The sequence below is a fragment of the Neoroseomonas rubea genome (assembly GCF_016106015.1).
Lineage (GTDB): Bacteria > Pseudomonadota > Alphaproteobacteria > Acetobacterales > Acetobacteraceae > Neoroseomonas > Neoroseomonas rubea.
In genome coordinates this window covers 1-11,053 of the sequence record NZ_JACADQ010000120.1, presented here as the reverse complement: position 1 = coordinate 11,053, position 11,053 = coordinate 1, and the positions used below count along the sequence as shown (strand labels likewise).

Here is an 11,053-nt window from a genome sequence, read left to right as displayed (position 1 = left end):
TGCCCGACCCGTCGGCCGGCGCCCGCGCGATCGGCGCGGTGGTGCCGCCGGGTGCGGCGGAGGGTCACCGCAACGCGCCGCCCGAATATCCCGCGGACAGCCGCCGGCGCGGGGAGGAGGGGGTGGTGCGGCTCTCCCTCGCCATCGGCGCGGATGGGCGCGTCGCCGAGGCGAACGTCGCGGCCTCCTCCGGCCATCCGGCGCTCGATGCCGCGGCGATCGCCGCGGCGCGGCGCTGGCGCTTCCGTCCGGCGACACAGGCCGGGCTGCCCGTGCCGGCAACGCTCGCCACCGCCGTCCATTTTCGCCTGACCGAGGGCGATCGGCGCTGAGGCCCTTGCGGGCATGGCGCGCGGCGCCATAACGCAACGATGCACGCGAAGGACCGATCCGCATGGTGAAGCTCGACGTCATCACGACGCGCGGCGGCGACGGGGGGGAAACCTCGCTCGGCGACGGGCGCCGCGTGCGCAAGGATGCGTTGCGCGTCGAGGCCTATGGCACGGTGGACGAGGCGAATGCCGCGCTCGGCCTTGTTCGCCTGCACACGCGCGAGGATGCGCAGGCGGATGCCATGCTCGCGCGCATCCAGAACGAGATGTTCGACATCGGCGCAGATCTCTGCGTGCCCGGGGAAGCGGGCGCGCGGCTGCGCGTGACAGATGCGCAGTCCTTGCGGCTCGAGGAGGAGGTCGCCGAGATGAACGCGGCGCTGCCCTCGCTGCGCTCCTTCGTGCTTCCGGGCGGCACGCCGGCGGCCGCGCATGCGCATCTCGCGCGCACCATCGTGCGGCGGGCGGAGCGGCTCGCCGTGGCGCTGGCGGCGGAGGAGGAGGTGAACCCGGCGGTGATCCGCTACCTGAACCGGCTGTCGGATCACCTGTTCGTGCTGTCGCGGCGGCTGAACGCCGGGGATGACGTGCTGTGGGTCCCTGGGGCGACGCGGTGAAGGCGGGGGGAAGGGAACTTCCCCCCGTGCCCCCCAACCTTCCTTGTCTTCTGGGCACTCACCCCGGAGGTCAGTCTCCAACAGACAGAAAACGTTGAGGGGGGTCCGGGGGGAGATGTTCCCTTCTCCCCCCGCCCTTTTTCAGAACACCCCGCGCATCCCCACGATCGCGCTCCGCCCCGGCACGACGAAAGCATTCGCCGGCTCGTAGCGCGTATTGCCGAGATTCCGCACCTCCACGAACGCCGTGAGGTTCGTCGTCACGGGCAGCGACGCCGTCAGGTTGAACAGCCATCCATCCGGATTCTTCCCCGCGGTCGGGATCGACGTGCCGTCGTTCCTGTAGCGCGCGAAGGCGCCTTCGGGGGAGGCGCCGACATACAGCACCTCCGGCGCGATCACGAGCCGCGAGCGCGGCACGCCGAACCAGCCGACCTCCGGCGCGATGCGCGCGTTCAGGCTCGCCACGTTGCGCGGGCGGCGGGCGAGCGGCGTGTCGTTCGTCGTGTCGCGCGCCTCCGTCACCGTCCAGCCGCCGGTCATCTCGAACCAGTCGGCCGGGCGGAGCGTGAGTGCGAACTCGCCGCCGCGGATGCGCGCGCGATCGACGTTCTCCAGTGTCGAGAAGGTGGCGTCGAAGTTGATCAGGTCGGTCACGCGGCTGTCGAAATAGAGCGCCGAGATGGTGGCATAGCGCCCGATATCGGTCTCGATCCCCGCTTCCCAGGAGAAGGCGCGCTCGGCTTCCAGGTTTGGGTTGCCTCGGAAGAACGTGCCGATGACGCCGAAGCGCTGGTACAGCGACGGCGCCTTGAATGCGGTACCGGCCGAGGCGCGGATGCGCGAGGAGATCTCCGGCACCGCGAGCACCGCGCCGAGCCGCCAGGTGGTCTCCGTGCCGAATTCCTCCGGCGCATCGAAGCGGAGTGCGGCGGTCACGTCGAGCCGCTCGAAGAACCGCGCCTGCGCGCCGATGTAGCCGTAGCCGCTGGTCTGCCGCGCATCGACCGTAGTGCGGAAGGACGGTGAGCCGGCGGCGCTCTCCGCGCTCTCGCGATCCCAGCCGCCGCCGAATGTCAGGCTGGCATCGGTCAGGATGCCGCCGCTGGGCAGGCGCAGCGTATTGTCCCAGGCGATGCCGCGCCGTTCGCCGATATAGAGGTCGTCGGCGCGGCCGAAGCGGTTGTCCGCATCGGGCAGGTTCACGTAGCGCCGCCGGTCCTCGCTGGCCGAAAGGCGCAGCCCGGTCGTCCAGGCGCCGCCGGCGAGCGCGGTCTGGCTGCGGATGTAGCCGAACCAGGACCGGTCCTGGCCGGTGTAGTTCGGGTCGTCGCGCGGGATGTCGTCGAGGCCGAGCGTGTTCTCCCGCCAGCGCAGCAGCCCTTCGATCCGGGTCGCGCCGATGACGGCGTCGGGCGTCGTCTCCCCGATCGTGACGCCGGCGCGGGCGGTCATGGCCGCGGCGCGCAGCCCGTCGCGTTCACCGCGATTGGTCGTGATGCGCGGCGCGGTCGCGTTCGACCCTTCGGTCGAGAGCGACTGGCCGGTGAGGCCGTAGTCGAAGCCGCCGATCGTGCCGCCGGCGCCGGCATAGCCGCGTAGCGTGCGCTGCGTGCCGCCGGCGATCTCGCCATAGGGCGCGAAGGCGCGGTCTGCTGGTGCGCGGCGGGTGATGAGGTTGACCACGCCGCCGATCGCCGCCGTGCCATAGATGGCCGAGACGGGGCCGCGCACCACCTCGATGCGTTCCACATCGCCCAGCAGCTCGTTGCCGAAGTTGAAGGCGCCGTTCGGTTCTGAGGGTTCGTTCACCGGCACGCCGTCGCGCAGCACCAGCACGTGGCGGGAATTGGTGCCGCGCACGAAGCCGGATGCCTGCTGGCCCGGGCCGCCCGCCTGCACCAGGCGGAAGCCCGGTACGGCGGCGAGCGCGTCGGCGAGGGTGACGTAGCCGCGGTCCTCGATGTCGCGGCGGTCGATCACCGTGGTCGCGGCGGGAATGCGCTCGGCCGGCGTCGGGATGCGGGTCGCGGTGACGACCATGTCGGGTTGGGTGGGGGCCGTCTGCGCCCATGCGGGCGCGATCGGGGCAAGGAGAAGCGAGGCGAGGATCCGGTTTCGCATCCGGGAATCCCTCCGTGTTGCACGTTCGCGTTTCGCCGCGTGGCCTTGCGGCCGCGCGACGGGCTTGCGTCGTGCTCGCATGACGGAGGCGCCGCGCCGTTCGGGCGCGGTCCTGGGTCCGTTGCGCCGGTGCACCCCGCCCGGCACGCGCGAGACAACTCTGCGCCGGCCGGTCTCCTGGCTCGCGACGGGAAGGGGGCTTTCGCCGCCTCCGCCGGTCCCGCCTTCTCGCACCCGGCGGCGCAATGGCGTGTGGGACCGGACTCGTCGCCTACAGTTGCGGGGGCAGCCGCGGATTGGCGGTGTTGGGCACCACGTCGCGCATTCCCGTTTCAGCCCTTTCGGGCCACCGGCGCATGGGTGTCAGGCTAGGGTGACAATTCGCGCACGTCCAGACCGTGCGCGGTCACATCACGTAGCCCAGCGCCTCGATCCCGAACCATAGCAGCGCGGCGAGCACGACGGTTGCGAAGATGTTGCCTAGCAGCGTCAGCACGATGCCGAGCCCCACTACCTTGCTGTCGTTCTCCACGAGCCCGAGCGCCATGACGATGGTCCCGAAGGCCGGCGGGCCGTTCGTGCCCGGCCCTGGCAGGATCAGCATCAACGCGGCGTACGCGGTGAGCCACCCCACCGCCTTGTCGGCGAGCGGTCCGGCGAAAGGCCCGGGCCGCGGGCGCACCCAGCGCTCGATCCTGGCGATGGCGCGGGAGACGCGGGTCGAGGAACCGGGCGTCAGCCGCAGCAGGTCGGTGCGCTTGAGTGACTGCCGCGCGATGAAGCCCGGCAGTTTCGGCTTGCGGAACCCCAGGCCCATCTGCACGCCGAGGATGAGCATGGGCGTGCCGAACACGCTCGCCATGCCTGGCAGCAGCCCGGGCAGGCACAGCAGCAGGATCAGCAGGCCGAAGGCGCGGTCGCCGAAGGATTCGGCCATCTCGCCGAGGGTGATGCGCTCGCCCGGGCATTGCGCCGCCACTTCCGCGACGAGGCGGGAGATCGGTGCGACGGCATGCGCGTCCGGCTCGGGCGCGTGCTGGCCGGCCATCTCGTTCACGCCGGCCGCCCCAGCGGCGCCGCGGGAAGCCCCCGCACCCTTCGATCCATGGTCACTCCGAACGAAGCCCCTGTGCCCCCGATCGCGGGGCCGCCTCTGTCCGGGCCGCCTCCACCCGCGCCGTGTACCGCAATATCCGATCCGGCGAAATCACCAGATCTGGATGCCTGCGCCGGAAAACGTCGGATAATGAACAGCTTATGCCCGATCGGCCGAAGCGCGGAACGGATTCCGCCGATCGGTTGCGCGGCTGGCGCGCGCCGGGCATGGAGGAACAAGGCCTGCCCGGCGCCGCCTGCCCCCTCAGCGGCCCGTGAAAGCCGGCTTGCGCTTCTCGAGGAAGGCGCGGCGGCCTTCCTTGTAGTCCGCGCTGTCGAAGCAGGCGGCCATGGCGGCGTTCAGCGCCGCGATGTCGCGGTCCGCCCGGTCGGCCAGCACCGCCTGCACCGTGCGCTTGTTGGCGTAGAGGGAGAGCGGCGCGTTGCGCGCCAGCGTGGCGGTCAGCGCCGCGACCTCGCCGGCCAGGGCTTCCGCCGGCACGACCTTGTTGATCAGCCCGACGCGCTCGGCTTCCTTCGCGTCGAAGCGCTCGCCCGTCATCAGGATCATGTGGGCATTTGCCGGACCCACCAGGTCGACCAGGTGGCGCACCATGTCGAAGCCGTAGGCGATGCCGAGCTTCGCCGCCGGGATGCCGAACTGGCTGCCTTCCGCCGCGATGCGGATGTCGCAGGACATGGCGATGCCGAGGCCGCCGCCCATGCAGAAGCCGCGGATTTCCGCGATCACGGGCTTGGGGAAGGTGGCCAGGCGCAGACGCCCGCCCGCCGTCTGCCGGCTGTATTCCTTCTGCGCGTCGGCGTCCGAGCGCAGCTTGTCGAACTGGCTGATGTCGGCGCCCGAGACGAAGGCCTTGTCGCCCGCGCCCGTGAGGACGACGCAGCGCACGGCCGCGTCCTTCTCGAAGATGTCGAGCGCCTCGCCCATGCCGGCCCACATCGTCACCGACATGGCGTTGCGCTTTTCGGGCTGGTTGAAGGTGATGCGCCCGACGCCGTCCGTGATCTCGGCGAGGATCTTGCCTTCCGCGAATTCCATCGTGCTCATGCCTCGCCGATCACGCCGAGGCCGCGGAGACGCGCGATCTCCTCCTCGCTGTACCCTGTCTCGCGCAGGATCTCGGCCGAATGCTCGCCGAGGCGGGGCGGGATCAGGCGTACGTCGCTCTCGATCCCCTCCATGTTGATGGCGGTCGAGACCAGGTGCGTGTCGCCGCGGTCGGGGATGTGGATCGGCATCGCCATGCGCAGGTGCTGCACCTGCGGGTCGGCGAAGACCTGGTCCACCTTGTTGATCGGCCCGCAGGGGATGCCGATGCGCTCCAGCAGGTCGATCCAGTAGTCGGACGGCTTCTGCTTCATCACCGCGGTGATGGCGGCATTGACCGCCTTGCGGTTGTCGGACCGGCCGCGCGCGGTCTTCCATTCCTCGACCTCGAGCCATTCCGGATGGCCGAGGGCTTCGGCGAACTGCGCCCACATCTTGGGGCTGGAGGCGGCGATGTTGACCGGCTTGTCGGCGGTCTCGAAGGCGCCCATCGGGATGTTGACCGGATGGTCGTTGCCCGCCTGGCCGGGGACTTCCCCGTCCATCAGGTAGCGCGCCGCCTGCAGGTCGAGCATGAAGACCATGCTTTCCAGCAGCGAGGTGTGCACCCAGCGGCCCTGGCCGGTCTTCTCGCGCTCGAACAGCGCCATCATGACGGCGAGCGCGAGCAGGTTCCCGGCGGTGAGATCCACGAAGGGGATGCCCGCGCGCATCGGGCCGCGGCCCGGTTCGCCCGTGATCGTCATCATCCCGCCCATGCCCTGGGCGATCTGGTCCACGCCGGCGCGCTCGGAATAAGGGCCGGTCTGGCCGAAGCCAGAGATGGATGCATAGACGAGGCGCGGATTCACCGCGCGCACCGCGTCCGGCCCGATGCCGAGGCGGTGCTTGACCTTCACCCGCATGTTCTCGACCAGCACGTCGGCCGTCGCGGCGAGCTTGAAGAAGGCGGCCTTGCCGTCCTCGGTCTTCAGGTCGAGGGCGATGGAGCGCTTGTTGCGGTGCAGGTTCTGGAAGTCGTAGCCCTCCCGCGCGCCGCCCAGGCCGTCGTTGAACTTCGGCGGCTCGATGCGGATGACCTCGGCCCCCCAGTCGGCCAGGTGCCGGACGCAGGTCGGGCCGGCTCGGGCGAGCGTCAGGTCCAGCACGCGGATGCCCGCGAGCGGCAGGCGAACCTCGGCGGCGAGGCGGGGGTCGATCGGGCTTTCCGGCATGTGTCTTGGTCTCCGGTGCGGATTTGAGACGCAGAGTAGGGCGGGCCCCGATGCCCGACTAGTCGGCGGGAAGCAGGGTGCGTGCCCATCGGGCGGGCAGGTCGGTCGTGCGCCCCGCATGGGGGTTCCGTAACCCCCTTGTAATGCTGATGACGAAACGGCAGATGGCGCCAGTGGGCAGGGCCGGGTTCAACCGGCGCCCCTGGGAGACGAGGTAGAGACATGATGTGGAAGGGCATCGCCGCGGCAGCGGCGGCCATGATCGCGTTCGCGCCCGTCGCCGCCGAGGCCGGCCGCGACCTGGACCAGATCAAGCAGCGCGGCACGCTGCGCTGCGGCGTGCAGGGGCCCTCCAACCCCGGCTTCGGCGTCCCCGACAGCCAGGGCCGCTGGCAGGGCTTCAACGTCGAGATCTGCCGCGCCATCGCGATCACGATCTTCAACGACCCGACGAAGGTCGAGTTCGTTCCGGTCACGACGCAGAGCCGCTTCCCGGCCCTGTCTTCGGGCGAAGTGGATGTGCTGTCGAACAACACGACCTGGACGCTGACGCGCGACAGCGCCGTCAACCGCTTCAACTTCCCCGCGATCACCTTCTATGACGGCCAGGCGATCATGGTGCCGCGCCGCCTGAACGTGACCAGCGCGCGGCAGTTGAACGGTGCGACGGTCTGCGTCCAGCCGGGCACCACGACCGAGCTCAACATCGCGGACTTCTTCCGCGCCAACAACCTGCGCTTCACGCCGGTGGTCATCGCCGACCTCGACGAGATTCGCCGCGCCTATGACAGCGGCCGCTGCGACGTCTTCACCAACGACTTCGCCGCGCTCGCCGCCCAGCGCACCCTGCTGACCCGTCCGGCCGACCACGTGATCCTGCCCGAGCGCCTGTCGAAGGAGCCGCTGGCCGTCACGATCCGCCAGGGCGATGAGGAACTGACCAACATCGTCGCCTGGACGACCTTCGCCCTGATCGATGCCGAGGAGATGGGCATCACCCAGGCGAATGTCGAACAGATCGCCGCATCCGCCACGAACCCGGTGATCCGCCGCCTGCTCGGCGTCGAGGGCAACATGGGCGAGAGCATCGGCGCCGCGCGGGCCGACTACGCGCGCACCATCATCCGCACCTTCGGCAACTACGGCGAGATCTTCGAGCGCCACCTCGGCACGAACACGCCGCTCGGGCTTGAGCGCGGGATGAACAACATCTGGACCCGCGGCGGCCTCCTCTACGCGCCTCCGGCGCGCTGAGGCCGGCGCGATGGCCGGCGTGGCACCATCCGCGCCGGCCATCGGCGCGGGGAGGGCGGGCCGATCCGCCGTCCCCTTCCTGCCGCAGGGCATATCGCTCCGCGGCTTGCTCTGGCAGGCGGGGCTGCTCGTCGCCGTCGTGGCGCTCGGCTGGTGGCTCGTCGGCAATGCCGAGCGCAACATGGCCGCGCGCGGTCTGTCCTTCGGCTTCGGCTTCCTCGACCGCTCCGCCGGCATCCCGATCGGCGAGCACATGATCCCCTACACGCCCGCGGACACCTATGCGCGGGCGCTGACGGTGGGCTTCCTCAACACGCTGCGCGTCGCGATCGTAGGCATCCTGCTCTGCACGGTGCTGGGCGTGGCGCTCGGGCTCGCGCGGCTCTCCTCGAACCCGCTGCTGCGCGCGCTGACGGGCGGCTACATCGAGGTCATCCGCAACACGCCGCTCGTGCTGCAGCTGGTGTTCTGGCACGCTCTGATGCTGCAACTGCCCTCGGTGCGGCAGGCGCTGAACCCGCTGCCGGGCGTCTTCCTCTCCCAGCGTGGCGTGAAGATCCCCGGGCTGATGGCGGAGCCGGCGCTGTTCTGGATGATGGGCGCGCTCGCCGCGGGCGCGCTCGGCTGGTGGCTGCTGCTGCGGCGCGAAAGGGCGCGCCAGGTCGCGACCGGGCAAAGGCGACCGACCGTGCTGCCGGGCCTTGCCCTGCTGCTCGGCCTGCCGGCGCTGAGCATGGCGGCGATCGGCGCGCCGCGCGTCGAATGGCCGGAACTCGCCGGCTTCAACTTCGAGGGCGGGCTCGCGCTCAGTCCCGAATTCTTCGCCCTGCTGGTCGGCCTCGTCGTCTACACCTCGGCCTTCGTCGCCGAGATCGTGCGGTCCGGCATCCAGGCGGTGCACAAGGGGCAGTCGGAAGCGGCCGCGGCGCTGGGCCTGACGCAGGGGCAGAAGATGCGCCTCGTCATCCTGCCGCAGGCGCTGCGCGTCATCATCCCGCCGATGACCAGCCAGTACCTGAACCTGACGAAGAATTCCTCGCTGGCCGTGGTCATCGGCTATCCGGACCTGGTCTCGATCTCCAACACCTCGATCAACCAGACGGGCCAGGCGATCGAGGTCATCTCGATCTTCATGGCGGTCTACCTCGCCCTCAGCCTCGTCACCTCGCTGCTGATGAACCTCTACAACCGCGCGGTCGCGCTGAAGGAGCGCTGAAGCCATGAGCGCGACCCTCGCCCCGGCCGGCCCGACCTTCGCGGAGCTTGCGCGGGGCTTCCTGCGCGCCTGCTTCAGCGGGCCGCTGAACATCGCGATCACGCTCGCCTGCCTCGCGCTGCTCGTGGCCGTCGTGCCGCCGCTGCTGCGCTGGGCCGTGCTGGACGCCACCTGGTCCGGCAATGCCGCCGCGTGCCGGGAGGCGGGCGGTGCCTGCTGGGCCTTCGTGCGGGAGAAGTTCTGGTTCTCGATCTTCGGCCTCTACCCCTATGAGGAACGCTGGCGGCCCGGCACGATGATCGCGATCCTGGTCGCGATGGTGCTTGCCTCCTGCCAGCGCCGCTTCTGGAACCGCTGGCTGATGCTGGCGTGGCTTGTGGCCGCGCCGGCGATGCTCGTGCTGATGGCCGGCGGCGTCTTCGGCCTGCCTGCGGTCGCGACGCGGCAATGGGGCGGGCTGACCATCACCGGCATCATCGCCGTCTATGGGCTGGCGCTGGGCTATCCGCTGGCGATCATGCTCGCACTCGGCCGGCGGTCGGAACTTCCGCTCGTGCGCTGGTTCTCGACCGCCATCATCGAATGCGTGCGCGGCGTGCCGCTGATCAGCCTGCTGTTCATGGCGGCGATCATGCTGCCGCTGTTCCTGCCCGAAGGCGTCACGCTCGACCGCCTCGCACGCGTGCTGGTGGCCTATACGCTGTTCACCGCGGCCTACATGGCGGAAGTCGTGCGCGGCGGGCTGCAGGCCATGCCGCGCGGGCAGTACGAAGCGGCGGACGCGCTCGGCCTGTCCTATGCGAAGAAGATGCGGCTCGTGATCCTGCCCCAGGCGCTCGCCATCACCATCCCATCGCAGGTCAACACCTTCATCGGCCTGTTCAAGGACACCACGCTGGTGGTGGTGATCGGCGTCTTCGACTTCTTCACGACGCTCCGCGCCGCGCTTGGCGATCCGAACTGGCTCGGCTTCCCGACCGAGGCCTATGTCTTCGCCGCCACCGTCTACTTCGTGCTGTGCTTCGCCATGAGCCGCTACAGCCAGCGGCTGGAGACGACGTTCCGGCCGGGGCAGCGCTAGAGCAATATCCGACCAGATGGAATCATCCGGTCGGATTTCTTGCTCAAGAAAACATAAGATCTAGAGCAGCTTATGTCCGGTCGGCGGAACCGCACAGCGGTTCCACCCGACCGGACCCTGCTCTAGCGCATCGCCTCCATGAACCCCGTCTCGTCATCCATCCGGGCGTGTTCCTGCGCCCGGAAATCGTAGCGGGAGACGATCCCCTTCACCTTGCCGCCCTCGACGATGGGCAGGTGGCGGAAGCCACAATCGGCCAGCGTCAGCAGCGCGTCCATCGCGGTGGCGCGCGGGCCGAGCGTGGTGGGATTGCGGGTCATCACGGCGGACACGGCGGTCGCCTTCGCGTCCAGCCCCTCGGCCAGCAACCGCACCGCGTCGCGCCCGGTGAAGATGCCGAGGAGATGGCCATCGGCATCGGTGACCAGCACCGCACCGACGCGGCGGGCATGCATGGCGGCCGCGGCCTGCGCCACCGTCGCGTCCGCGCGGAGCATCAGCGGCTTCTGGTCGCGGACGATCTCACCGAGCGTGCGCTGGGGCATGTCCCGTTCCCTCCGTCTTGGAACCGTCACATACCCCCCGAACGCGTGAGCCATCTTGACCCAGCGCAATCAGCCGGGCCCGGTCTCCATCGGCAGGGCGGGGTCGCGGCCCCATTCGTCCAGGCTGCCGTCATAGACCGCGAGGTCGGCAAAGCCCGCCCGCAGCAGGTTGAAGGCGAGGTTCGAGGCCGCGATCCCGCCGCCGCAATAGGCGATGACGCGCTGCCCCGGCGCGATCCCGGCTTCCGCCGCCAGCGCCGCGACCGCCTCGGCCGGCAGCTTGGCATCGCCCAGAAGCCCCGCGGGCAGGTTGCGGCTGCCCGAGATGCGGCCGGGGCGGTGGTAGGTGAGGCCGCCCGTGCCCTCATGCTGCTCGCGCGACAGCGCGTTCACCACCACGGCGCGCGGGTCGCCGATCGCCGCCAGCACCTCCGCCCGGTCCGCGATCGCCTCCGGCCGCGGCCGCGGCGCGAAGGGCCGCGCGGCGGGGACTGGCCGCGGCGCCG

Annotated in this window: 11 protein-coding genes and 1 riboswitch; of the genes, 5 read left to right on the top strand and 6 right to left on the bottom strand. The window is 70.3% G+C overall.

Features of this window, described 5'->3' with window-relative positions; genetic code table 11:
- Both HW577_RS13025 and HW577_RS13020 read left to right on the top strand, forming a co-directional pair.
- A partial coding sequence (locus HW577_RS13025) for a TonB family protein (protein WP_198376565.1) occupies window positions 1-332 on the top strand: 332 nt, incomplete at its 5' end.
- 62 nt (window positions 333-394) lie between these two features.
- Window positions 395-949: a cob(I)yrinic acid a,c-diamide adenosyltransferase gene (locus HW577_RS13020; RefSeq protein ID WP_198376564.1), complete on the top strand. Its 555-nt coding sequence runs from the start codon at window positions 395-397 to the stop codon at window positions 947-949.
- Window positions 950-1,090: 141 nt separating this feature from the next.
- Here the strand turns inward: HW577_RS13020 and HW577_RS13015 are convergent, their stop codons facing one another.
- The 4 genes from HW577_RS13015 to HW577_RS13000 form a co-directional block, all read right to left on the bottom strand.
- Window positions 1,091-3,073, bottom strand: coding sequence for a TonB-dependent receptor domain-containing protein (locus HW577_RS13015; RefSeq protein ID WP_198376563.1), 1,983 nt, complete (start codon window positions 3,071-3,073; stop codon window positions 1,091-1,093).
- Window positions 3,074-3,223: 150 nt separating this feature from the next.
- Window positions 3,224-3,442, bottom strand: a riboswitch (cobalamin riboswitch).
- A gap of 37 nt (window positions 3,443-3,479) precedes the next feature.
- A complete protein-coding gene (locus HW577_RS13010) occupies window positions 3,480-4,121 on the bottom strand; it encodes an exopolysaccharide biosynthesis protein (protein ID WP_198376567.1) in 642 nt (213 codons plus the stop codon).
- A 312-nt stretch (window positions 4,122-4,433) separates the two neighbouring features.
- Window positions 4,434-5,237, bottom strand: a complete 804-nt coding sequence (locus tag HW577_RS13005; RefSeq protein ID WP_198376562.1) for an enoyl-CoA hydratase — start codon at window positions 5,235-5,237, stop codon at window positions 4,434-4,436.
- Window positions 5,234-6,451, bottom strand: a complete 1,218-nt coding sequence (locus HW577_RS13000) for a CaiB/BaiF CoA transferase family protein (RefSeq protein ID WP_198376561.1) — start codon at window positions 6,449-6,451, stop codon at window positions 5,234-5,236. Before HW577_RS13000 ends, HW577_RS13005 begins: the two co-directional genes overlap by 4 nt.
- 222 nt (window positions 6,452-6,673) lie before the next feature.
- Between HW577_RS13000 and HW577_RS12995 the strand changes: the two genes are divergently transcribed.
- Genes HW577_RS12995 through HW577_RS12985 form a run of 3 tightly spaced genes read left to right on the top strand, consistent with a single transcriptional unit; the run spans window position 6,674 to window position 10,002 of the window.
- Window positions 6,674-7,705, top strand: coding sequence for an amino acid ABC transporter substrate-binding protein (locus HW577_RS12995; protein ID WP_332837671.1), 1,032 nt, complete (start codon window positions 6,674-6,676; stop codon window positions 7,703-7,705).
- A gap of 19 nt (window positions 7,706-7,724) precedes the next feature.
- The gene (locus HW577_RS12990) at window positions 7,725-8,921 is read left to right on the top strand and encodes an amino acid ABC transporter permease (RefSeq protein WP_332837670.1); all 1,197 of its coding nucleotides are present in this window, start codon (window positions 7,725-7,727) and stop codon (window positions 8,919-8,921) included.
- Window positions 8,922-8,925: 4 nt separating this feature from the next.
- Complete coding sequence (locus HW577_RS12985) at window positions 8,926-10,002, top strand: amino acid ABC transporter permease (protein ID WP_198376559.1); 1,077 nt, start codon at window positions 8,926-8,928, stop codon at window positions 10,000-10,002.
- A gap of 122 nt (window positions 10,003-10,124) precedes the next feature.
- Here HW577_RS12985 and HW577_RS12980 read toward each other — a convergent pair whose 3' ends face one another.
- Window positions 10,125-10,547: a CBS domain-containing protein gene (locus HW577_RS12980; protein ID WP_198376558.1), complete on the bottom strand. Its 423-nt coding sequence runs from the start codon at window positions 10,545-10,547 to the stop codon at window positions 10,125-10,127.
- A 69-nt stretch (window positions 10,548-10,616) separates the two neighbouring features.
- Window positions 10,617-11,053, bottom strand: a 437-nt coding sequence (locus HW577_RS12975; protein WP_269769542.1) for a sulfurtransferase, incomplete at its 5' end; no start/stop codon positions are given.

Coding starts and splice junctions, on each gene's coding strand:
- HW577_RS13020 (WP_198376564.1), top strand. CDS start 395: ATGGTGAAGCTCGACGTCATCACGACGCGCGGCGGCGACGGGGGGGAA.
- HW577_RS13015 (WP_198376563.1), bottom strand. CDS start 3,073: ATGCGAAACCGGATCCTCGCCTCGCTTCTCCTTGCCCCGATCGCGCCC.
- HW577_RS13010 (WP_198376567.1), bottom strand. CDS start 4,121: ATGGCCGGCCAGCACGCGCCCGAGCCGGACGCGCATGCCGTCGCACCG.
- HW577_RS13005 (WP_198376562.1), bottom strand. CDS start 5,237: ATGAGCACGATGGAATTCGCGGAAGGCAAGATCCTCGCCGAGATCACG.
- HW577_RS13000 (WP_198376561.1), bottom strand. CDS start 6,451: ATGCCGGAAAGCCCGATCGACCCCCGCCTCGCCGCCGAGGTTCGCCTG.
- HW577_RS12995 (WP_332837671.1), top strand. CDS start 6,674: ATGATGTGGAAGGGCATCGCCGCGGCAGCGGCGGCCATGATCGCGTTC.
- HW577_RS12985 (WP_198376559.1), top strand. CDS start 8,926: ATGAGCGCGACCCTCGCCCCGGCCGGCCCGACCTTCGCGGAGCTTGCG.
- HW577_RS12980 (WP_198376558.1), bottom strand. CDS start 10,547: ATGCCCCAGCGCACGCTCGGTGAGATCGTCCGCGACCAGAAGCCGCTG.